Raw genomic sequence first — 20,928 nt, 5'->3', positions numbered from 1 at the left:
GGAGGGAGAGCCGCGTCACGCCCCAGGGCGGGCGCGGCAAAAAAGAAGAGGCCGGGCCTGCCGATGATGGCATCCCGGCACGGGTCGGGAGACCGGCGGACACGCCCGGTGCATACCGCCGCCCGTGGGCCGTCCGCCCTCCGGACAGCGCCGGAGGGCGGGATGGGGCCGCTATTGCACGACTTCCGGGGACTTGTCCGTATAATAGGGCGGGGTGGGGCTCAAAAGCCCACGGCCCTTTTTGTCGAAGTAGGGATATTTGGCCAGCCCCCATTTCTGGAGCCGGAATTCCATGGAGGTCTTGAGCACGCCCAGGCCGTAGGTCACGCTGCGCCGGAAATTGATGGAGGAGGCCTCCTCGAAATACTTGGTGGGACACGACACCTCGCCGATGCGGAACCCGAAGTAGACGGTCTGAGCCAGCATCTGGTTGTCGAAGACGAAGTCGTCGGAGTTCTCCCACAGGGGCAGGGTCTCCAGCACCTCCCGGGAGAAGGCCCGGTATCCGGTGTGGTATTCCGAGAGCTTGGCGTTGATCATGATGTTCTGGGCCAGAGTCAGGAACCGGTTGGCCACGTATTTATACAGGGGCATGCCGCCCTGAAGCGCCGTGCCGCCCAGGATGCGCGAGGCGATGCAGGCGTCGTACTCGCCGCTGGCCACCAGGTTGGCCATGGCCGGGATGATCTTCGGGGTGTACTGGTAGTCGGGGTGGACCATGATGACCACGTCGGCCCCGAGCTTTAAGGCCTCGCTGTAGCAGGTCTTCTGGTTGCGGCCGTAGCCCCAGTTTTTTTCGTGGCAGAAGCAGCGCAGGCCAAGGGTCCGGGCCTCTTCGACGGTGTTGTCGCGGCTGCAGTCGTCCACCAAAAGGATCTCGTCCACAATGTCCCTGGGGACTTCGGAGCAGGTGCGTTCCAGGGTGGCGGCCGCGTTGTAGGCGGGCATGACCACCACCACTTTTTTTCCGTTGAGCATGGGATTTTCTCCGGGGAGGTCGTATTCTCGGCGTAGGATGGGCCGGGCGATATTGAAACCGGCCGCGCTGCGATGCGGCGCGACGCGGTGAAATGGGGAACTAATCCCAAAAAACACGGACCTGTCAACCCCCCCGCCCCGACTGTCCCGGCCGCGCCTGCGGCCCGGACCGGCCCGGGCCGGGGCCTGCCGCTTTTCAAGACCCTTGGTTGTCTTTGCCGCCAAATCGTATTATGCGGCGCTTCGCGCACACGGCGCGCCAGGATTTTCATGAAAACACCCCGATACGCCATCCCCGTTTCCGACACCCAAAGCGCCCTGTGGGGACTTGTGCGTCCGCTCCCCCTGTGCATCCTGGCCGTGGCGGCCTTTCTCATCTTCTACGAGCTGGGGCAGCGTCCCCTGTGGCAGGACGAGGCCGAGACCTCCCGTCTGGCCCAGACCGTGCTCACGGACGGCGTGCCCCGGGCCTTTGACGGCAAAAACCTCATCTCCCAGGAAGAGGCCCGGGAATACAACCCCGACGACGGCCATGTCTGGCGGTGGTCGCCGTGGATACAGATCTATATGTCGGCGGCGGGCATCGCCTGTTTTGGGGAAAACGCGGCCGGAGACCGGTTTTTCTTCGCCCTGGCCGGGCTTTTGAGCGTGGCCGCGACGTACCTGCTCGTCCTGCGTTTTTTCCGCAATCCGGCCTGGGCCGCCCTGTCCGCCGGACTGTTGACCCTGACCGTGCCGTTTCTCCTGTTCTGCCGCCAGGGCCGCTACTACAGCATGGGCACCCTTTTGACCCTGGCGGCCATCTACGCCTTTTTCAGCGACTGGCGGCATAAAAACGGCCCGCTTTTGGGCATGGCCCTGTCCATGGGGCTCCTCTTTCACGCCAACTACCTGCTTTTTCTGAGCTTCGTCCCGAGCGCCCTGGCCTGCGCCATCCTTTTGTATCATGAGCGCCTGGACATCAAACGGCTGGCCCTGCTCATGATCGCGACCATGGCCATGGTGATCCCCGGGCTTTTCATGTACCGCCTGGGCTCGCAAAGCGGCATGTTCGACATCATCCTCGTGCCTGAAAACCTCATGATCTATTTCGCCGACCTGATCATGTTCATGATCCCCCTGCCGGTGCTGGCGGTCCTGGCCTGGAGGTGGCGGCGGTTTTTCGTCTTTCTTGAGCGCCCCACGGACCCGGCCGAACGCTTTGTCCTTTTTTGCGCCCTGCTGACGGTCATGAGCCTTTTGCTTCTGGCCCTGGTGCCCCAGCGCTTCCACCGCTACATCGTGCATCTCTATCCCCTGTGCGCCATCCTTCTGGCCTGGGCCGGGATGCGGCTGTGGCGCTGGTCCAGGCCGTCGGGGCTGGTGTTTTTGTTGTTGATCGCCCTGACCAACTGGCTGCATCTGTACCCCCTGGAGCGCACCAAGCTCATCAACCGTCCCTGGCAAAACGATTTCCGGATGCTGACGTCTCCCAATTTTCCGCTCAAGCTCTACCTCACCGAGCTTTTTTCCGGCTATCCCGACGTCAACGCCAACATCATCGCCTTTTTCAAGGAACACGCCCGGCCAGGCGACACCATCCTGGCCGAATATGGCGACCTGCCCCTGCAATTCTATACCGGACTGCGGGTGCTCGGGGGGCTTCAGGGACCGCCCGCCCCGGAAGAGAAGCCCGAGTGGGTGCTCATCCGCCGCTCCGTGCGGGTCAACCGGGACCGTCTGCTCTTCCCGGCTCGGGCCTTCGTGCATACCCTGGACCTCGAGCGCGACTACGAACGCCTGGAACTGCCCTGGCCCGACGAGGACTTCGGCAACCGGGCCGATCCCTATTACCACGCCTTCATCCCCATGGAGCCGCCCCGGCTGCCCCTGACCATCTACCGCAAAAAGGCCGGGGGGTGACCGCCATGACCGGTTTCACCTTTGAACGCGCCCTGAAAGTCCTGGTCTTTGCGGCCCTGGTCCTGACCGTATGGAAGGGCCTGGGGCGCACCCCGGAATTCGCCAGCCACGTCACGCCCGAACGGTTCTTTAGCGGCATGGTCAACGACGCGGAAAATTCCCTGATCATGAAGGAGCGCCACCTGGATTTCAACGACGCCTCGGCCAAGGCCGTGCGGGTCCGGCTGGAGGAACTCTTAAGCCAGGGCCGCACCCCGGACCCGGCCATGATCAACGAGGAGTCCCTGCGCCGGGCCGTGAACCGGCGGCTGGCCGTCCGGGAGCGGGACGCCGACTACGCGGTCATGGCCAGAGAGCGGCTCGACCGGATGCTGGCCCTTGAACGCCAGGGCTGGCGCATGGAGCTCGGGGTGAGCCTGCCCGCGCCCGGAGAAGGATCCCTGGTCACGGGAGCCGCGCCATGAGCCTGCGCCGGGGCATCGGCCTGTCGGCGGCCGGGCTGGCCTGTCTGGCGGCGCTTGCGGCCGGGCTTCTGATCTGGTTCGGGGCCTGGTATTTCCCGGCCTGGAAGCTGGAAGGCTTTTCCAAAGACCAGTACCGCGAGGCGGCCGTCTTCGCGGCCAAAGGCCTGGCCCATGCCGAGGGACTGGTTTTCGAGGACTTCGACTTCCTCAAATACCGCCAGGTGCAGCGCGGCAGCGAGGCCTACGTCTGGGGGTCGGCCCGGTGCCGGGCCGCCGACGGCGGCACGGAGTTCGCCTGGATCTATCTGGAGTGGAGCCGCAAGCGCGGCCAGTGGCTGCGGAATTATTCCCTGGTGTTGGCCACGCCGGACGACGAATATTTCTACACCCGCACCCTTCCCTCCCAGTGGGGGCGGGCCAGGATGGCCATTGACCGGCTTATGCACCAGCTTGAGCGCAATGTCCGCGAGGTGCTCCATCCTCTTTCCGAATAGCGCCGGGTTCGCGGCGTGGCCCGCCGGGCTTGCCTTGACGCGCTGTTTGACGTAAGGAAGCGAGCTTCATCATGATCGCGCGGTGTTCGTAGGCGCGATACGCCTTTGCACAGATACCCGCCCCAGGCGCGGAGATCCGTCCCTCCCCGCGAAAGCCCCGACGGACACGACGGATCATCCAAAACCATCTCGCCGGGGCATACCGGAACGCCATGAGACTAAGCAAACGTTGCGAGCATTTTAACGCGCTGCATGCCGAGATCGCCAGTCAGGGCATCAACCCCTATTTCCGGCCCACCGCCAAGACCTGGGGGTCTGAAGTGGAAGTGGCCGGGAAGCGTCTGGTGATGATCGGCTCCAATGATTATTTGGGCTTAAGCCACGACCCCCGGGTCATGGACGCCTCGGCCAAGGCCGTCTACGCCTGGGGGACCGGCCCCGGGGGCTCCCGTTTCTTAAGCGGCAACATGGTCTTGCACCAGCTTTTGGAAGAGCGCCTTGCCGCCTTTGTGGGCAAAAAGGGCGCGGTGGTGCATGTGACCGGTTTCAGCACCAACCTGGGGGCGCTTGGCTGCCTCATCACCCCGGCGGACACGGTTTTGTGCGACCGGGAAGGCCACGCCAGCATCTTCGAGGGCATAAAATCCACCCGGGCCAGGATATCCACCTTTGCCCACAATGACGTGCAAAATGCGGCCAAAAAGATCGCCGAGGCCAAACGGGCCCGCCCGGACGGGGACGTCTTCCTGATCACCGAGGGCGTGTTCAGCATGTCCGGCGACGTGGCCGCCTTCGGCGAACTGGCCGCGCTCAAGGATGAATTCCCGGACATCATCATCTATCTCGACGACGCCCACGGCCTGGGCGTCCTGGGGCCCGGCGGCCGGGGCACGGCGCTGCATTTCGACGCCGCCGCGCGTACCGATTTCATCATGGGCACCTTCAGCAAGGCCATGGCCTCCATCGGCGGATTCATCGCCGCTGACGACGAGGGCGTCCTGCGTTACCTGCGCTACCAGTCGCGCACCCAGATCTTTTCGGCGGCCCTGCCTGCGGCCAACACCACGGCGGTGCTGACCTGCCTGGACATTTTGGAGAAGGAGCCCGAACGGGTGACCCGCCTGCATCAGGTCACGAACCGCATGCGCGAAGGCTATAAGGCCATCGGGCTGCGCATAGGCCAGTCGGCCTCGCCGATCATCCCCATCATCATCGGCTCCGACGAAAAGGCCTTCCAGTTCTCCCAGGCCCTGTTCGAAAATGGCGTCTTCGCCCTCCCGGCCATCTATCCGGCGGTTCCCCGGGGGCAGGCGCTGATCCGCACGGCCTATATGAGCACCCACGAGGACCGACAGATGGATTTCGTGCTCGAAGTGCTCGACCGCCTGGCCAGACAGTTCCGCATCCGGGCCCAGGATGTGGAGGAGGACGAGATACGCGCAGCCCAACCCAACATGACGCCCGACGCCACGGCCGACGGCGCCGGTCGGGCCAAGCTTTCATACCTGTGATGGCGGTCAAGGACACGGCGGGCGCGATGCTCACCGGAGCGCCCGCAGCCATCTGAGCAGTCCATGGCGAAAAAAAACTCTCGTCTGGCCGCTTATCTGGCCCACCGTTCCCGGCGGGGAACGACGTGGTTGCGTATGCGCGACATCATGCGGGTCAGCATCCGTGAGGTGTTGCGCAAAAGGCGGCGCTATATCGGGGTTATTGCGGCCATCGCCCTGGGCACGGCGGGATTCATCACCATCGTGACCATGGGGCGCGACCTCAAAACCAATTTCAACAACGACCTGGACATGCTCGGCGGGGCCACCATCATCAATCCCTATTTCGAGCAGGACGGCGTGGAACGCCTGGAATGGTTCCGCGACCGCACCCTGGCCTCCCTGGCCAAAATCCCCGGGGTGCTGGACGTCACCGGCGTCCTGACCAAACCCCGGGCCATCACCACCTTCCAAGATCGCATCTTCGGATTCAACCTGGTGGGCGTGGACGCCTCCTACTGGCGGGTGTTCTCCTTCAACGCCGCCGCCGGACGTCTTTTCGACGCCGCCGACGTAGCCGAGGGCGCCCGGGTGTGCGTGGTGGGGACGCTCCTGGCCCGAACCATCTTCGGCGGCGACCAGGAGGCCCTGGGGCAGATCCTGGCCATCGACGACAATCTGTACCGGGTGGTGGGCGTGCTCGGCGGCGTGCGGGCCGGAGACCGGGGGCAGTTCATCTTTTTGCCCATCACCACGGCCCGGGCCCGGGTGGTGGACATCTCCCACCCCTACAGCGTGTATATGCGATGCGCCACATGGGACGATGTGGCCCCGGTGGCCGCCGCCGTAAAAAACGTGGTGGAGGCCAACCAGACGACCAAGGGACTGCGGGTCAACGTGGCCTGGGAGCCGCTCAAACAGGTGCAGCGCATTTTTTGGTGGGTTTCGCTTTTCATTTATTCATCCATCGTGGCCACGCTGATTCTGGGAGGGCTTGGCATCTGGAACATCATGATGGCCGCCGTGGTCAGCCGGACCAGGGAGATCGGACTGAAAAAGGCCATGGGCGCCCTGGATAACGACATCTTTTTCCAGTTCCTTTTCGAATCCCTTTGCGTTACCATGACGGCGTCCATTCTGGGAATCGGCCTGGGACGGTTGGGCGTGGAATACATGAGCCACATGCTCGGGTCGCGTCCTCCGGAAGGTCTGTTCATGGTCTGCCTACTGGCCGGGCTGACGTTCGCCCTGGTCATCGGCGTGGGGGCGGGGATGTATCCCTCCATTCGGGCCAGCCGGATGCAGGTCGTGGAAGCCATGCGGTATGAATAGCGCCACCAGAAACGGAAGCCAGGGCGACCTGGTCATTGAAATTTCGGATCTCACCAAAGATTATAAAAACGGCGACGAGACGATCCGGGTTCTCAAAAGCGTCAATCTGCATGTGCGGCGCGGCGAGATGGTGGCGGTCATGGGCCCCTCGGGTTCGGGAAAGTCCACGCTGTTGTTTGTTTTGGGGCTGTTTTTGCCGCCGACGACAGGCACCTACCTGGTTTCGGGCCGGGACGTGCTGTCCCTGCCCCGGGACGAACAGGCCATCTTTCGTCGAGAGATGATGGGATTTGTCTTTCAAAGCTGCGATTTGCTGGAAAATTCGACGGTATATGAAAACCTGGAACTGCCGTTGGTCTATGCCGGGGTAAAGCGCAGGGAGCGCCCGGACCGGATCCGCGACGCCCTTTCCAGGGTCAACCTCGAACATCGCATCCATCAGCCGTCCAACCGGCTGTCTGGCGGCGAACGGCAACGCGTGTCCATTGCCCGGTCCCTGGTCAACGAGCCCGAGTTCATCCTGGCCGATGAGCCCACCGGCCAGCTTGACCGTGAAAACAGCCTGCGCGTATTGGATTATTTTAATAAGATCACGGCAGGCTCGAACATGGCCATGGTTGTGGTCACGCACGACACCACCACCGCCGAGCATTGCAACAGAACCTGTGTGCTGACGGACGGTGTTCTGAACGGTTAACTCCAGGGGGGATGGGGATGGGAGGCTTTGATGTTTCGATTTTCCCGGGCAGCACGTTGCCCGGCAGGCCTGCCCGCCGTTTCGGTCAAGCGTGCCTGCGCTTGAGTCGAAAAGGCGTTTTTCGTTTGGGCGCGGTCTGTTTGCTCCTTGCGCTCGTGTCCGCCCTGGCGGCCTTTCAGCCGGAGTCGGCCCAGGCCGCCGACCCAGCCGGACGCTACACCAAGGACAAAACCAAACCGGCCACCCCGGCCCAACCCGCCGCTCCTGCCAAAACCGGCACGGACGAAGCGGCCCGGAAAACCAACATCACCGAGGCGGCGACCCCCTTGCGTTCGCCGGCCAATTTCGACGAGTGCGTCCGTGTGGCCCTGGCCCAGTCCCCGCTTCTGGTAAAAAGTTCCATCGATATCGAGACCAAGCGGCTCGACCTGGGCGACGCCTATTCGAATTACATCCCCACGCTGAGCATCAACACCACATACTATTTCAACCGTCCCTCCTCATCCGGCCGTAAAGAGCCCTACACGTTAAGTTTCTCCACGGGCATCTGGAACCCGGTCATGACCATCTTCGAGGTCCAGGCCCGCAAGGACATGATCAACATTGCGGTGCTGAGCCATTTGCAGATCATCTCGGAGGGGCTCAAGCGCGTCGGGTATAATTTTCTCCAGCTCGGCATGATGGAAGAACAGACGGCCATCGTCAAAGAAAAGTCGGAGATGGCCGACCAGCTCCTGGAATACGCCCAGACCCGCTCCTCCCTCGGGCAGGGCACGGACCTCGACGTGCGCATCGCCGAATCCAAGATCACCCTGGTCAAGGCCGAGGCCGACAAGCTGCGCAACACCAAACTCATGGTCATGGACGACCTGAAATTCATCCTGGGCGTGCCCTTTATCCAAAAAGTCGATCTCGACCTGGGAAACGCCCGGTCGCAGGTGGTGGCCGGTTTCGACCCCTATTCGGTCACCGGCGAGGTGCTGCGGGAGAACGCCTACGAGCTCAAGATCCAGGAATACAACAAGGCGCTGCAACGCAAAAACATCACCGTCTCCTATATCAAATTCATCCCCACGTTTAATTTCGGCTTCCAGTCCGTGGACGCCCTAAGCGATACAGCCAGCCAGACCGGGCTGCCCCTGTATCCCTACGTGACCGCCACCCTGCCTCTGGATTGGTGGACCAAAAGCCGCGACGTCAACCGCCAGTACAAAAAGCTGGGGCAGATCGAATCCGAGGCCCGGGCCAAGGAATTCAAGCTGGTCAGCGAGTTCCAGCGGACCATGGCCAGCCTGGCCACCGCCGATGCCGACGTTCGCTACGCCGTGGCCCGCCGCGACCTGGCCCAGCTCAAGCTGCAGCAGACCCAGTTCCGTTTCGAGACCGGCCAGACCGAATTCGACTCCATCGTCGCGGCCATGGACGAATACCTCGCCGCCAAGCAGGAGGTGCTGCTTAAGGAGCTTTCCAAGAGCCAGGCCCTTCTCGACCTGCGCTTCTTGTCCGGCCACCTCCAGAAGGCGTACATCAACACCTCCGTACAGGAGAACATGTAAATGCGCATCGCCGCACTGGCCTTTGCCCTGTCCGCCATCCTGCTCGGGGCTGCCGCGACGTCCTGGTCCGCGCCCGGCCAGCCCACGGCCAAGGAAGCCCCCCCCACTGGCGTGCTGCGCCCGGCGGAGGTCCAGTTCACGGGCAAGTTGTACACCCCGATCAAGTTCAACGTCCCCCTGCCCTTTCCGGCCTTCATCCAGAACATCGGCGTCCAGATCGGCCAACAGGTCAAAAAAGACCAGGAACTGGCCCGTTACGAACTGCGCCAGGAAGTCTACATGGATGAAAAAAACAAGCTCAGCGCCACGACCATCAAGGAGCTCGAATACCGCCTGGCCCAGGTGGAGGTGGACCTGGACAAGCTCACGGCCAAGCACCGTGAGCTTGAGGTCATGACCAAGCGCAACATGGCCTCCCAGCAGAGCATCTCCCAGAATGAAAAGGAGATCGAGGCGGCGCGCAAGGAAAAGACCTCCATTCAGGAACAGCTCAATCTGGCCCGCGACGTCTATTCCGACCGGCTTATCCTGGCCAAGGAGCGTTTCGGGCGCGACGCCGGGGCCGGAAACGTGCCCAAGGTGGGGTTCCTGCGTTCCCCCCTGGACGGCTACGTCCTGTGGATCAACTCCGAGGCCCGCAATGGAGCGCACCTGGACCGCGAAACCTCCGTCTTCCAGGTCGGTTCCCTCGACCCCATGATCATCCGGGCCCAGGTGCATGAAATCGAGGTCAGCAAGATCGTCGAGGGCGACGCCGCCACCGTGGTCTTCGACGCCATCCCCGGCCGCGAATTCGCCGCCACGGTCAGCCGCATCCCCTGGACGCCGCTTCCGGCCAATCTGCAGCAGCCGTCCTATTACGAGATCGAACTGACCATCCCCAACCCCGACCATTCCTTGCGCGAGGGCCTCAAGGGCCAGGTCACGGTGGTCCCGAGCAAATAACAACCCCGCCCACGCCGGAGACCGCATGTCCCATACCGCCTGCCGCATTTCGCCTGTTTCGTCGGAGGCGGATCTTGACGCTTTTATCCGCTTCCCCTGGACCATCTACGCCAACGACCCCCTGTGGGTTCCGCCGATCATCGAACACCAGAAAACCTTCCTGGACCGCACCCGGGGGCCGTTTTTCGAGGTCGGCCGGGCCGAATACTATCTGGCCCGGCGCGGCGACGCCGTGGTTGGCCGCATAAGCGCCCACATCAACAGCGCCTACGAGGCCCTGCACGATCCGCGCACGGGTTTTTTCGGGTTCTTTGAATGCGAAGATAACCAGGAGACGGCCAATGCGCTCTTTCGCGCCGCCAGCGCCTGGCTGCGGGCCCAGGGCAAGACCCGGCTGCACGGCCCGTTGAGTTTCGCCATCTATGATGAGGTGGGACTTCTGGTGGAAGGTTTCGACGAGATGCCGTCCATGATGCACACCCACAATCCCCGGTATTACGAGGATCTCATCCTGAATTTCGGTTTTCACAAGACCTTCGACTGGTATGCCTACAAGATTGACGAGAGCCAGTTCGATCTTTCGGCCATGAAACAGCGCCGCGACAGCATCCTGGCCAAGGCCGGGTGCCGCATCACCCATCCCCCCCGGCATGAATTCGTGCGCCGGGCGGCGGAGGTGCGCGAGCTCTTTAACGACATCTGGGGCAAAAACTGGGGGCATGTGCCCTTTACCGAGCGCCAGTTCGCAGACATCTTCGTGCAGCTCGAGCCCATCATGCGCCGCGACCTCCTAAACGTGATCCTGGAAAACGACGAAATCGTGGCCTTTAGCGTGGTGGCCCCGGACGTCAACCGCTCCCTGCACGGCTTCGACGGCCGCCTGGGGACGCAAAACATGCTCAATCTTTTCTTCGACTGCCGGGTGCTGCCCCTGGAATACTGCCGGGCCATCATCATGGGGGTCAAAAAAACCCACCAGTGGCGTCGCCTACACCATGCCATCATCCTCCAGATCATCATCAACTTCCTGGAAAACCACCCGCAGATGGACTACTGCGACTGTTCTCTCATCCCTGAATCTCTGGTGCAGTGGAACAAGACCCTTCTGGCCTATGGCGGCAAACGCTACAAGACCTTCCGCCTCTATGACCGGGACATCTGAACGGACAGCGTCCCTCACGGACGCGGCCCTGGTGTTCCTGCTCTCCGCCCTGGTGTTCGCCGTGGCCCACCGCCACGGGCTGGCCAGCCCCTTCGTCATCAACGACGACGCCCGGCAGCAGATCTACTGGATGCAGCGCTACCAGGACGCGGCGCTCTACCCGGCAAGCCTGCTCAACGATTTCGCCGCCGCCTATGTCCCGGTCGGCGTGAAGGCCCTGTATGCTGCAGCATCACCCATTGCGAACCCCCTTTTCTTCTCAAAGTTGGTCACCGGCATCCTGTATTGCGCCACGGCCCTGGCCTTTTTCGGCATCGGCCGGACCGTAGGCGGCAGAAGCCTGGGCTATTTCTGCGCGGCCTCGGTCTGGCTGCTGCCCTTTTTCCTGAAAAACATCTCCGGCGGCCTTTCCCGCTCCTTCGCCGCCCCTCTTTTGGCCCTGTTCCTTCTGGCCTGGCTGCGCAAAAGCCGCGTGGGCATGGCCTTTGGCCTCATCGCCCAGGCCGCGACCATCCCCTACATGTGCGTGCTGTCCACGGGTTCCTGCCTGCTGGCGTATGCCGTCTCACGCCTGCGCCGTCTCCCTCGGCCGCCCTTTCCGGGCCGTCTGCCGGATTTCCTGGTCATCGCCGCCTGCGCCGGGACGGTCTACGCCATGAACCACGGTCTGGAGGCCACCGGCTTCGGCCCCCTGGCCTCGGTGGCCGACATGACGGGCAATCCGGCCTTTTCCGCCGCCGGACGCCTGGACCTGTACCCCCTGCCGAACCCCTTTTTCGACCTGATCTACACTCCCTTCGAAGGCATCGGCCTTTTTCTGGACATCGGCCTTTTTCCGGGCATCCTCAGTCTTGCGGCCATCGCCGCCGTGGTGGTCGTCGGGGCCAGACGGGCGGACTACACCCCCCTGGACCTGTGCCGCCAGCCGGTGATCAGCCTGCTTCTGGGCTCGCTTGTCCTCTATCTGGCGGCGCGCCTCCTGGCCCTGCGGCTTTTCGTCCCGGATCGCTACGTGAGCTATTCCCTGAACATGCTCTATGCCCTGGCCCTGGCCTTCTTTTTTCACGCCGCCCTGGCCCCTGTCCTGTCCAGGCGATGGGCCACGGCCGGTCTCCTGGCCCTGTCCGTGGGGCTTGGGGCCTTCCGGCTGACGGATGCCGGACTCTACGACTACGGCGACCAGGCCGCCCTGTACGCCGCCGTGCGCCAGACCCCCACGGACGCCGTCTTTGCCGGACATCCCGAGCTCATGGACAACGTGCTGACCTTTGGCCGACGCAACGTCCAGGCCTCCTTCGAACTGGCCCACCCCTGGATGACCGGCTATTGGCGACAGTATGAACCGCGCCTGGACGACCTGTTCACGGCCTATTACGCCTCGGACGCGCAGACGGTGCGGGATTTTGCGAACAAATACGGCGTGGACTATCTCATCGCCAACGAGGCCGACTTCAGCCGGGAATTCCTGGCCGGACAGCCGTTTTTCGCGCCTTTCGACCAGACCATCCGGGACTTGGCAGCCAGCGCGACGTCACGCCGCCGGGGATTTATCCTGCTCGACCGCGAGGCCTTTCCCGGCATCCAGGTCAGCGAGGGCGTGCGCCTCATTCCCCTTCGCTCCGCGCCAGCCGCCGGGTTCTGACCCGCCCCAGGCTGACGCTCCACGGCCCCGGGCCGTGTCCACGAAAGGGGCGATCTCCATACACACGCATAAGCAGCGGGGATGGCGGCTCGAACCTTCATCCCCGCCGCGCGCGGCACGATTCACGCGCTCCCTGGCTTCGTGTCTACGAAATCCGCTTGGCCGGACTTCATCACAACCCATCTGAAATGCGTATTCTTCTAAAATACAGGCGTTTTTTCCACGGGACGCGACATTAGCGGTTGAAGGCGGGCATGGTTTTGGGCGCGCCGCCGAATTCCTGGATAAGGTCATCGATCTTCCGGCCGCCGGGGAGGATGGCGTCGGGCTTTTTGGCCTTGAGGGCCTGCAGGGTCTTTAAGGCCTCATCGGGCTTGCCCAGGTCGTGCAACAAGACAATGGCCTTGTTGAAGACGGCGATGACGTGGACCGGATTTTTGGCCAGGGCGGCGTCGAAGCTCTCCACGGCGCGAAGCGGCAGGTTCAGGTGGCGATACATGACCCCCATGTCCGTGAGCACGTCGGGGTTGCCGGGCTTGAGTTCCAGAGATTTTTCGTAGGCGGCCACGGCCTTGGCGGGCTGGTCGGCGTCGAAGTAGAGGTTGCCCAGGTCGCTCCAGGCCTCGGGATTTTTGGAGTCGGTCTTGGTCTTGGCCTCGGCGGCGGCGATGCGCGGGTCCAAGTCGGGTTTCTGATTCGCGGCGGCCTGGGGGGCGGCGGCGGAGGGAGAGGGGGCGGTCGCCTGCCGGGAGCCCTGGTACAGGGTGCCCAGGTAGAAGCCCACGGCCATGGCAGCCAAAAGGAAGATGCCTGCGACCACGGGGTCCAGGCGGGGGGCGGACGATTTCTTTTTACGGGCCATGTCTCCTCCGGGAGTGGATGTTGCGCGTCAGTATAGCCGCAGGCTGCGCGAAAGGCCACGCTGGCGGGGGGACAAAAAATGGCCGACGGCGGAAGAGCTTCCGCCGTCGGCACACAGGATGAGGAGGGGGTTTTTCACTTGAGGAGGTGAGAGGTTGTATGTGATCCGAACCCGGGGTCTTCCCCGGGGGGGTTGCGTATCAGGGCCGGGAGCGAGCACAAACCCGGCCCATGGTGTCGAATGACGCTACATTCCGCCGCAGCCGGGTCCGTTTCCGGGTCCGCGCCCCATGCCGGGGCCACGACCGCCACCCATGCCGGGACCACCGCAGCCGCCCATGGCCAGCGGACCGAATTCCTTGATCAGCTTGACCCGGAAGGTTGCGCCTTCCTCGGCCATCTGTCCCTTGATCGTCCCGATCTCCTTGGCCAGTCCGGCGATCTTGGCCTGGTCGGCCTTGGGATCGAGGGTCGCGACATTAAGCTCGGCCTTTTTGACCTGGAGCGCGGCCCGGATGGGTGCGATCTTGGCCACATGCTCCTGGACGAGCTTCTGGTAGGCGGCCTGCTGTTCAGGGGTAAGCTGGTCCATGACCCCGGGGCAGCCCCCGGGTCCGCCAGGGCCTCCAGGCCCGCCGTGACCTCTGGCCATGGCCGGAAGGGACGCGGCCAACACAAGCAGTGCCGTCATAAGGGCCATCTTGAAAATGCGTGCGTTCATGGAACGATCCTCCTGGGGATTGGGGCGACCCGGGACACGGCGTAGAGTGGAAAACCTCCGTGGCCTGCGGCGTCGCCATGCCCCTTATTAAGCATGGACCATGCCACACATATTTGTTCTTTCATTTTAGCATATTATCAAATTCCGAAGTTTTACCCGGCCCCCTCTTTGTGCATAAAAACATGCGAAAAACACCGGCCAAAGTATAAAAAATATACAGCATGGCTTGAGGCAACCATCTGTTTTTAAAAGATAAACCAGACACACGGACATGATTCCGGCCTGTCCGCCGCAACTGTCCTGCCGTCGTATACAAATTATCCACCAGTTGGGCGGCCGTCCTGGTCGCCAACCTGGGCCGAATGGCCCCGAGATGCGAAAAAGGGCATGGCGTTGCCCGGGCAGGCATCGGCTGCGGCAGGCTCCAGGGCCGGGCAGCCGTGCATGGCCGCGTCCCAGGGATCGGCCTCATCGGCGACCGCGGCCTCGCCGGGAGAGGCCGGGAGCGCATGCTCGAACATGGCCCGTCCGGCGCTTTCCCGGCCAAACCGCCAGCCCATGAGCAAAAAGACCAGGGCCGTAACCGTGAAACACCCGAAAAGGACCAACACGTCCGGCAGGGAAAGGCTCGAGGGGTTCATGGCTCCTCCGCGTCCTCGGGGGGATTGTCCTCCCGGCCATCGCCTGCCGGGGCCAGGAGGGTTTCGATGATGCGTCCGGATTCGGTCTCGGGCCGTGCCGCGCACAGGGCCAGGGGCCGGGCCATGCAGACGTGGCAGGCCTCGTCGTAGATGTGGTCCTCGCCGGTGGTGTCGATGTCCTCCACGTTGTGCCGGTCGGCCACCAACAGCGGGATGGTGCGCAGGAACTGTTCGCAGGTGTCGTAGACCTGGAGCATGGGGGGCATGTCGCCGCGCGGCCGCAGGCGTTCGTGAAACTGCCGGATCTTGAGCCTGCGCGAGGGATCGCCGGGGGCCAAAAACACCCCGTGCCGGGCGAACTCCTCAGCCGTGCTGGGGCCCTGGCCGCCGCCCCGGTAATCGGGCTTTTTGGCGAAACAGTCCGGCCCGGCCAGGCGGATGATCGTGCGGGCGGCGACGCCCAGGCGGTGTTCGCGGTCGCGGATGCCCTGGGCGATGAGGGGGTCGGTCATGCGCAGCCCCTGGCCCGGAGTTCCGGTGAAGCCGTACCATTCGGCGAAGCGATAGAGCCTGCCGTCGGCGTCCACCCACCACCAGCCCACGGAAAACGGCGCGCCGTAGCCCCAGTCGAAGCTCATGTACAGCGGGGCCTCGTCCGGCACCGGGCGCGGCGCGACCACATGCAGGGAGCGGGAAAAGGCGAAGGCCTGGCCGAAAAAAACGTCCCAGCGGCCGTCCTTGTAGGCGCTGCGCAGGGGCTCGGGCAGGGCGTCCAGGCGGTGGACGTAGTCCGGGTCGCGCCGGACCAGGATGGCGTTGTCCGAAAGCCTGGCCGGGATGTGGCAGCGCATCATGCCGCCCTGGTCTTTCGGGGCCCGCCTGGGGACATACGGCGGGGCGAAGTCCACCCAGCGGGACTTGACGAAGCCGTGCCCCACGCCGCCGGGGTTGGAGGCGCACACCACCCCCGGGATGCGGCAACGGTAGCGTTCCGGGATGGACAGGGAGCAACGCACCCGGCCGCGCAGGTAGTCGTATTGGAATTCCGTCAGGGCGGTGAGTTCATCCACCATAAGCAGATGGATCTCCGTCCCCTGGTAGCGGAAGACGTCCCGGTCCGATTGGCAGGAACAGAAAAAAAGGCGCGATCCGTTGCGAAATTCCCAGGCCCGCCGGGCGGAGACGTACCGCCCGAGCGTGCCGGGGAACTGCGCCATGGAGGGAAGGATATGGTTTTTTTCAAGTTCCGGCGTGGTGCGCCGAAACAGGTAGGCCTGGAGCCCGGCAATGCGCAGACACCAGGCCAGCCCCTCGAACCGCAGGGCATGGCTCTTGCCCGGCCCTGCCGCGCCGCCAAACAAAATCTCGTTGGCCCGCACCCGGTGCAGAAGGGCCTGCTTGGGCTGGGGCCGGTAATCCACCTCAGCCTCCACGATCCGGGCCGCGTCCGCCTCCGGCAGGCCGCGCCTGGCGTCGCCGCTCATACGACGGGACATCCCTACGCATCCTCCCGGAGGGGGACCGCACCAGACGGGGCGAAGCCGGGATCGCGGGGAGGAGCCCCCGCCCCGGGCGGTTCCCCTCCGTCCCAATCCGGCTCGGGAATGCGGGTGACCACCCGGATCACCGCCCCTTCCGCCTGACGCGGAACCTTCTCGAAAAGTCCCAGGTGGCGGCACAACACCTCAAGGGCCCGGGTCTTGCCGTGCAGTTTCACGCGCAGTTTGCGGCCATCCTTGCCGGGCGTCTCCACGATCTCGGCAATGCAGGCCGACTGGCCCGGGCCCATGCCCGCCGAGTCCCGGATGCGCACGCCGCCCTCGTCCCAGTCCGCAAATTCGCAGATGTCCGAGAAGGCCAGCCGGGCCAGCTCCATGACCACCCGGTCCTGCCGTATCCTGGTGCGCTCGAGGCGTTCGGCCATGGCCGTCTCGATGCGGGCCTTGACCCGGGGCTGGTTTTTCAGGCGCGCCCCGGTGGACGGGGCGGCCTTGGGGCTGTATCCGGCCCGTTCTGCGGCCCGGGTGGCGTTCAAGTCCACAAGGTATTCCTGGACGAAACGCTCCTGCCGGGCGGTGAGCCCGGCCGCCTGGTCCCTGATGCAAGGTACAAGTCCCACGGCCGCCTAGTGTACCCGGGTCGACGGCCCGACCCACTGCAAAAGTCCCAGAATATCCGCCAAGGACAGCTCCGGATTGAGTTTTGTGATCTCCTCGACGCTGATTGCGGTCAACACGTTCATTTTCCTCCCATGCTTCTCAGCCATAAAAAGATTCCCGCGCCGATGACCGTAAGCACGCCGCAGACCACGGCGCTGACGGCGGTCATTTTCACATGGCGCACCCCGGCCCGCATCTCGGCCACGAAACGGTGGTTCTCCCGGATGGACTCCAGGCCCGCCTCATGGACCATGGCCGCCAGGGCCCCGATCTCCCGGCATTTCTCCTGGTCCAGCCCGCAGGCGCACGGCCCGCCGAGCTCCTCGCGCACGGCCTGCCGGACAAGGCCGTACAACCGCGCATCACCCTCGGACAGCCCGGAATCGACACGCGGCTCCATCATTTCCCCGGGCTGTCCGTCCGGTCCCCGCTTTCGCCCCCGGACTCCGCGAACTTCTGGCAGACCTTGGCGGCCAACGCCCCGGCCAGGGTCAGGGTGGCGTCCAGATCAAGGGGCTGCCAGGAGCCGCTTCGCACCGTGGCATAGGTCCAATTGAAGAGCACCACGGCGATGATGACCGCCGTGAACACCCGGGTGCTCGACAGGTTGCCGGCATCGTCGGTAAATAGTCCCATCATGCGCGTTCCTCCTTGGCTGTTTGGGCTTATGCCGGGATATGGCGCGACCATGGCCGCCACGGCCGGGTCCGTTGAAACCGTTGTGGCGCAACGGCTCGCCGCACCGTGTCTGAGAAAAATGCGTTTTTCCATGTGTTGCCGACATCCTTCGGCCACGCTCATTCCGGCGACACGACGCTACTGCGGGGAAATCGGCAGGGTCCGGGAATGAAGACAATACGGGCAGGCGGCCCCGGCTCCGGTCGCCACCGGGCTTATGACCGAGCCGTGGAATACGGTGCCGCAGGCCGGGCAGTGGCGCGGCAGGCTGTGCGGCATGAGGCAGAGGGTCGAGTCCGAGACGATCTCCATGGCCGTGGCCGACCCGGCGTAGCGTCCGACGCCATGTTCCGTTATCTGCACTGGGGTGGTCATGTTTGGCTCCGTCCTTGAGTCCCACAAGACCATGCGCAACGGACAGGGACCAGCCGCTTGCTGTCATCACGGCCCAATGCGGCCGGAAGACTTTACATATACCGCGAAATCATGGACTAATCCTTATCGAAAAATACAAAGGAGCCCACATGCCCCTGGCCGCCTTCTGCACCCTCCTCGTCCTGGCCCTTGCGGCCTGTACCCCTGGAATGAAGACCGCGCAGCCCATGACCCTGACGCACTTCGAAAACTTCTGCCAAGTCTTTCCCACCCCCAATTCCTGCGATTCCACAACCATCTGCGGCGATTTCGCCAACGTGCTGTCCACCCCGGCCTCGGACCTCGACGCCTGCCTGGGCCGCTGCCGCCGCACCAAAAATCATCTGCAGCCGACCAACATCATCAACAACTGCGCCGGAACCCTGTCCAAGGCCTCGGACCTGTGCGCCCAGTTTTGCCGCCAGAATTACGCGCAATAGCCTTGCCGCACGGAAAAAACGCCTTTTGCCGTCGGCATGGGTGTTTGCCTGCGGCGCGGCGAACGCCGCGCGCGGAAGGGAGGGGACCATGGCCAGGCACGGGATATGGTTCGTCTTGCCTGGCCTCCCGATGTGAGGTATAAAGCGGCATTGGCTGGACCCGACTCCGGCCGTCGTAGGCCGCGTCCTCACGTCCAGCCGTGCAATTTCACCGAACCATCATGCTCCCGTAACACGCCTCCGCCACAGTGCCGCAAGTTCGCAGCCGGGTGATGTCCAAGTCGCCGCACAATGCCGACACCAGCGCCACAGGGGGATATATGGCCGACACGACACGAAAGCCCATATTCGACATCCAGCTTCCCACGACCGTAAGCCCCGTGCTCCGGGGTCTGTTCGGACTGGCCCAGGCCCCGCTTTGCCGGATGCTGGGCATGTCGCGCATCGACGAGATCTATGCGACCATCACCCCTGACGCCGTGGGCCGGGACTTCGTGGACGCCGCCCTGAAGGCCTTTCATTTCTCCTACCGGGTCAGCGACGAGGACATGGCCCGCATCCCGGAAAGCGGCCCGGTGGTGGTGGTGGCCAACCACCCCTTCGGCGGCCTGGAAGGACTGATCCTGGCCGGGCTTTTGGCCTCGCGGCGGCCCGACGTGAAGATCATGGCCAATTTCCTGCTTCAGCGTATTCCCGAATTGTCCGAATTTTTTATCTTCGTGGACCCGTTCGGCAGTTCGAACGCGGCCAAGCAGAACATCCGCCCCCTCAAGGAAAGCCTGGGCCATCTGCGCCGGGGCGGCATCCTGGGGGTCTTTCCGGCGGGCGAGGTGTCCCACCTCCAGTTCAAGAACCGCCGTCCCACCGTCTCCGATCCGGCCTGGAACGCCTCGGTGGCCCGGATCATCCTCAAAACCGGGGCCACGGTGGTGCCCATGTTTTTCGAGGGCAACAACAGCCGCCTGTTCCAGCTTCTGGGGCTGGTGCATCCCCGGCTGCGCACGGCCCTTCTGCCCCGGGAATTTCTCAACAAGGGCGACAAGCCCATCGAGGTGCGCATCGGCGCCCCGATCCCCTTTTCCCGGCTGGAACAGATGGCCGAGGGCGAGGAGAACGCCGACGAACTCATCATCCGCTGCCTGCGCCTGCGCTCCTACCTTCTGGGCGCCCGGGGGGCCAAGTCCCGCCCCCGTCCCAAGCTTTTCCTGCCCAAGGGGCCGGGACGGCAGGAGGCGCTCATCCCTGCGGCGGACCCCCATCTGCTGTCCGACGAAATCGCGGCCCTGCCCCAGGAATGCCGCCTGTTCCAAAGCGGCGAGTTTTCGGTTCTATGCGCCGAGGCCGGGCAACTCCCCCTGGTTCTGCGCGAGATAGGACGGCTGCGTGAATTGACCTTCCGCCGCGTGGGCGAGGGATCGGGCAAGGCCTGTGACCTGGACCCCTTCGATGCCTATTATCTGCATCTTTTCATCTGGAACGAAAAAAACCGCGAGGTGGTGGGGGCCTACCGCATCGGCCGCACGGACGAGATCCTGTCCCGCATGGGCCAGCGCGGCCTGTACACGGACACGCTCTTCGTGCTCAAGGAGCGTTTTTTGCGGCACATCAGCCCCGCCCTGGAGATGGGGCGGTCCTTCGTGCGCCCGGAATACCAGAAAAGCTATTCGCCGCTTTTGCTGTTATGGAAAGGTCTGGCCCGTTTTGTGGTGCATAACCCCACCTACAAGATCCTTTTCGGCCCGGTCAGCATCACCAACGAATACAAGACCGCCTCCCGCCAGCTCATCGCCCGCTATTTCAAGGAACAAAACGCCCTGCCCGAACTGGCCCGGCTGGTCCGGCCACGCACCCCGCTCAAGGAGCAGCACTGGCTCAAAAACGCGGCCCGCACCCTGGTCACGGACCTGGACGACCTGGTGGACCTCTTGGCGGACATCGAATCCGACCAGAAGGGCATCCCGGTGCTCCTGCGCCAATACCTCAAGCTCGGGGGCAAGCTTTTGGCCTTTAATGTGGATCATGAATTCGCCGACGCCCTGGACGGGCTCATCGTGGTGGATCTTCTGCGCACGGATCGCAAGCAGCTCGAACGCTACATGGGCAAGGATGGGCTGGCCCGGTTTCTGGACTTCCACGGGCTTGGGCCAGTGCACGCCGGGCATGATGCCAACGGGCCGGAAGGCACAGGCGGGACGGGCGGCGGGTTGCCGCGCTGCGCGTAAGCGTACTTTTTACGGATCACCCGCGCGTGTTGCGTCCGGTCATTCCCGTCATGGGTTAGCAGGCCGCAACACATGGGGCGTATGGTTTTTATTCACAAAAAAACATGGCTCTTTTTTTGTGGAACGCCAC

Annotated in this window: 21 protein-coding genes; 12 read left to right on the top strand and 9 right to left on the bottom strand. The window is 63.7% G+C overall.

The genetic code is table 11. The features are described from left to right. Window positions 1-171 precede the first annotated feature (171 nt). Window positions 172-978: a glycosyltransferase family 2 protein gene (locus tag GD606_RS13990; protein WP_163301079.1), complete on the bottom strand. Its 807-nt coding sequence runs from the start codon at window positions 976-978 to the stop codon at window positions 172-174. A gap of 270 nt (window positions 979-1,248) precedes the next feature. On the opposite strand from GD606_RS13990, the gene GD606_RS13985 reads away from it, so the two are divergent. The 10 genes from GD606_RS13985 (at window position 1,249) to GD606_RS13940 (ending at window position 12,662) form a co-directional block, all read left to right on the top strand. Beyond that, window positions 1,249-2,880, top strand: a complete 1,632-nt coding sequence (locus GD606_RS13985; protein ID WP_163301078.1) for an ArnT family glycosyltransferase — start codon at window positions 1,249-1,251, stop codon at window positions 2,878-2,880. A gap of 5 nt (window positions 2,881-2,885) precedes the next feature. Continuing rightward, complete coding sequence (locus GD606_RS13980; RefSeq protein WP_163301077.1) at window positions 2,886-3,344, top strand: hypothetical protein; 459 nt, start codon at window positions 2,886-2,888, stop codon at window positions 3,342-3,344. Then, window positions 3,341-3,838: a hypothetical protein gene (locus GD606_RS13975; RefSeq protein WP_163301076.1), complete on the top strand. Its 498-nt coding sequence runs from the start codon at window positions 3,341-3,343 to the stop codon at window positions 3,836-3,838. Before GD606_RS13980 ends, GD606_RS13975 begins: the two co-directional genes overlap by 4 nt. Window positions 3,839-4,050: 212 nt before the next feature. Further along, a complete protein-coding gene (locus GD606_RS13970; protein ID WP_163301075.1) occupies window positions 4,051-5,349 on the top strand; it encodes an aminotransferase class I/II-fold pyridoxal phosphate-dependent enzyme in 1,299 nt (432 codons plus the stop codon). A gap of 135 nt (window positions 5,350-5,484) precedes the next feature. Further along, window positions 5,485-6,660 carry an ABC transporter permease gene (locus GD606_RS13965; protein WP_246298803.1) on the top strand — a complete coding sequence of 392 codons (1,176 nt, stop codon included), beginning with the start codon at window positions 5,485-5,487 and terminating at the stop codon, window positions 6,658-6,660. Further along, window positions 6,653-7,357: an ABC transporter ATP-binding protein gene (locus tag GD606_RS13960; protein WP_163301073.1), complete on the top strand. Its 705-nt coding sequence runs from the start codon at window positions 6,653-6,655 to the stop codon at window positions 7,355-7,357. Before GD606_RS13965 ends, GD606_RS13960 begins: the two co-directional genes overlap by 8 nt. Before the next feature lie 140 nt (window positions 7,358-7,497). Then, window positions 7,498-8,913 carry a TolC family protein gene (locus GD606_RS13955; RefSeq protein ID WP_163301072.1) on the top strand — a complete coding sequence of 472 codons (1,416 nt, stop codon included), beginning with the start codon at window positions 7,498-7,500 and terminating at the stop codon, window positions 8,911-8,913. Beyond that, window positions 8,914-9,858 carry an HlyD family secretion protein gene (locus tag GD606_RS13950; protein WP_163301071.1) on the top strand — a complete coding sequence of 315 codons (945 nt, stop codon included), beginning with the start codon at window positions 8,914-8,916 and terminating at the stop codon, window positions 9,856-9,858. A gap of 25 nt (window positions 9,859-9,883) precedes the next feature. After that, the gene (locus tag GD606_RS13945; RefSeq protein ID WP_163301070.1) at window positions 9,884-11,020 is read left to right on the top strand and encodes a hypothetical protein; all 1,137 of its coding nucleotides are present in this window, start codon (window positions 9,884-9,886) and stop codon (window positions 11,018-11,020) included. After that, on the top strand, window positions 11,004-12,662 hold the full coding sequence (locus tag GD606_RS13940) for a hypothetical protein (protein ID WP_163301069.1): 1,659 nt from the start codon (window positions 11,004-11,006) through the stop codon (window positions 12,660-12,662). Before GD606_RS13945 ends, GD606_RS13940 begins: the two co-directional genes overlap by 17 nt. Before the next feature lie 235 nt (window positions 12,663-12,897). Here GD606_RS13940 and GD606_RS13935 read toward each other — a convergent pair whose 3' ends face one another. From GD606_RS13935 to GD606_RS13900, 8 genes are all read right to left on the bottom strand, one after another. Continuing rightward, window positions 12,898-13,524, bottom strand: a complete 627-nt coding sequence (locus GD606_RS13935) for a tetratricopeptide repeat protein (RefSeq protein ID WP_163301068.1) — start codon at window positions 13,522-13,524, stop codon at window positions 12,898-12,900. Between the two features lie 246 nt (window positions 13,525-13,770). Then, window positions 13,771-14,244 (bottom strand): periplasmic heavy metal sensor, encoded by a 474-nt coding sequence (locus GD606_RS13930; RefSeq protein ID WP_163301067.1) that lies wholly within the window; start codon window positions 14,242-14,244, stop codon window positions 13,771-13,773. 317 nt (window positions 14,245-14,561) lie between these two features. Beyond that, entirely contained in the window at window positions 14,562-14,885 is a 324-nt protein-coding gene (locus GD606_RS13925) for a hypothetical protein (protein ID WP_176629306.1), read from the bottom strand. After that, entirely contained in the window at window positions 14,882-16,381 is a 1,500-nt protein-coding gene (locus tag GD606_RS13920) for a terminase large subunit domain-containing protein (protein ID WP_246298801.1), read from the bottom strand. Before GD606_RS13920 ends, GD606_RS13925 begins: the two co-directional genes overlap by 4 nt. 2 nt (window positions 16,382-16,383) lie before the next feature. Then, window positions 16,384-17,004, bottom strand: coding sequence for a terminase small subunit (locus GD606_RS13915; RefSeq protein ID WP_246298799.1), 621 nt, complete (start codon window positions 17,002-17,004; stop codon window positions 16,384-16,386). Between the two features lie 119 nt (window positions 17,005-17,123). Beyond that, complete coding sequence (locus GD606_RS13910) at window positions 17,124-17,447, bottom strand: 6TM ABC transporter family protein (RefSeq protein WP_163301066.1); 324 nt, start codon at window positions 17,445-17,447, stop codon at window positions 17,124-17,126. Next, window positions 17,444-17,683, bottom strand: a complete 240-nt coding sequence (locus GD606_RS13905) for a hypothetical protein (RefSeq protein WP_163301065.1) — start codon at window positions 17,681-17,683, stop codon at window positions 17,444-17,446. Before GD606_RS13905 ends, GD606_RS13910 begins: the two co-directional genes overlap by 4 nt. A 177-nt stretch (window positions 17,684-17,860) precedes the next feature. Then, entirely contained in the window at window positions 17,861-18,097 is a 237-nt protein-coding gene (locus tag GD606_RS13900; RefSeq protein WP_163301064.1) for a hypothetical protein, read from the bottom strand. 149 nt (window positions 18,098-18,246) lie between these two features. Between GD606_RS13900 and GD606_RS13895 the strand changes: the two genes are divergently transcribed. Next, entirely contained in the window at window positions 18,247-18,576 is a 330-nt protein-coding gene (locus tag GD606_RS13895) for a hypothetical protein (RefSeq protein ID WP_163301063.1), read from the top strand. A 320-nt stretch (window positions 18,577-18,896) separates the two neighbouring features. Then, window positions 18,897-20,798 carry a bifunctional lysophospholipid acyltransferase family protein/GNAT family N-acetyltransferase gene (locus GD606_RS13890; RefSeq protein WP_163301062.1) on the top strand — a complete coding sequence of 634 codons (1,902 nt, stop codon included), beginning with the start codon at window positions 18,897-18,899 and terminating at the stop codon, window positions 20,796-20,798. The last annotated feature ends 130 nt before the right edge of the window (window positions 20,799-20,928 follow it).

It is taken from the genome of Desulfolutivibrio sulfodismutans DSM 3696 (assembly GCF_013376455.1).
Lineage (GTDB): Bacteria > Desulfobacterota > Desulfovibrionia > Desulfovibrionales > Desulfovibrionaceae > Desulfolutivibrio > Desulfolutivibrio sulfodismutans.
The sequence above is the reverse complement of the archived record's forward strand: the minus strand, read 5'-3'. Positions and strand labels throughout refer to the sequence as shown.

What these genes read in the sequence shown, in the direction of transcription:
- GD606_RS13990 (WP_163301079.1), bottom strand. Translation starts at nt 978, where the DNA reads ATGCTCAACGGAAAAAAAGTGGTGGTGGTCATGCCCGCCTACAACGCG.
- GD606_RS13985 (WP_163301078.1), top strand. Translation starts at nt 1,249, where the DNA reads ATGAAAACACCCCGATACGCCATCCCCGTTTCCGACACCCAAAGCGCC.
- GD606_RS13980 (WP_163301077.1), top strand. Translation starts at nt 2,886, where the DNA reads ATGACCGGTTTCACCTTTGAACGCGCCCTGAAAGTCCTGGTCTTTGCG.
- GD606_RS13975 (WP_163301076.1), top strand. Translation starts at nt 3,341, where the DNA reads ATGAGCCTGCGCCGGGGCATCGGCCTGTCGGCGGCCGGGCTGGCCTGT.
- GD606_RS13970 (WP_163301075.1), top strand. Translation starts at nt 4,051, where the DNA reads ATGAGACTAAGCAAACGTTGCGAGCATTTTAACGCGCTGCATGCCGAG.
- GD606_RS13965 (WP_246298803.1), top strand. Translation starts at nt 5,485, where the DNA reads ATGCGCGACATCATGCGGGTCAGCATCCGTGAGGTGTTGCGCAAAAGG.
- GD606_RS13960 (WP_163301073.1), top strand. Translation starts at nt 6,653, where the DNA reads ATGAATAGCGCCACCAGAAACGGAAGCCAGGGCGACCTGGTCATTGAA.
- GD606_RS13950 (WP_163301071.1), top strand. Translation starts at nt 8,914, where the DNA reads ATGCGCATCGCCGCACTGGCCTTTGCCCTGTCCGCCATCCTGCTCGGG.
- GD606_RS13945 (WP_163301070.1), top strand. Translation starts at nt 9,884, where the DNA reads ATGTCCCATACCGCCTGCCGCATTTCGCCTGTTTCGTCGGAGGCGGAT.
- GD606_RS13940 (WP_163301069.1), top strand. Translation starts at nt 11,004, where the DNA reads ATGACCGGGACATCTGAACGGACAGCGTCCCTCACGGACGCGGCCCTG.
- GD606_RS13935 (WP_163301068.1), bottom strand. Translation starts at nt 13,524, where the DNA reads ATGGCCCGTAAAAAGAAATCGTCCGCCCCCCGCCTGGACCCCGTGGTC.
- GD606_RS13930 (WP_163301067.1), bottom strand. Translation starts at nt 14,244, where the DNA reads ATGAACGCACGCATTTTCAAGATGGCCCTTATGACGGCACTGCTTGTG.
- GD606_RS13925 (WP_176629306.1), bottom strand. Translation starts at nt 14,885, where the DNA reads ATGAACCCCTCGAGCCTTTCCCTGCCGGACGTGTTGGTCCTTTTCGGG.
- GD606_RS13920 (WP_246298801.1), bottom strand. Translation starts at nt 16,381, where the DNA reads ATGTCCCGTCGTATGAGCGGCGACGCCAGGCGCGGCCTGCCGGAGGCG.
- GD606_RS13910 (WP_163301066.1), bottom strand. Translation starts at nt 17,447, where the DNA reads ATGATGGAGCCGCGTGTCGATTCCGGGCTGTCCGAGGGTGATGCGCGG.
- GD606_RS13905 (WP_163301065.1), bottom strand. Translation starts at nt 17,683, where the DNA reads ATGATGGGACTATTTACCGACGATGCCGGCAACCTGTCGAGCACCCGG.
- GD606_RS13900 (WP_163301064.1), bottom strand. Translation starts at nt 18,097, where the DNA reads ATGACCACCCCAGTGCAGATAACGGAACATGGCGTCGGACGCTACGCC.
- GD606_RS13895 (WP_163301063.1), top strand. Translation starts at nt 18,247, where the DNA reads ATGCCCCTGGCCGCCTTCTGCACCCTCCTCGTCCTGGCCCTTGCGGCC.
- GD606_RS13890 (WP_163301062.1), top strand. Translation starts at nt 18,897, where the DNA reads ATGGCCGACACGACACGAAAGCCCATATTCGACATCCAGCTTCCCACG.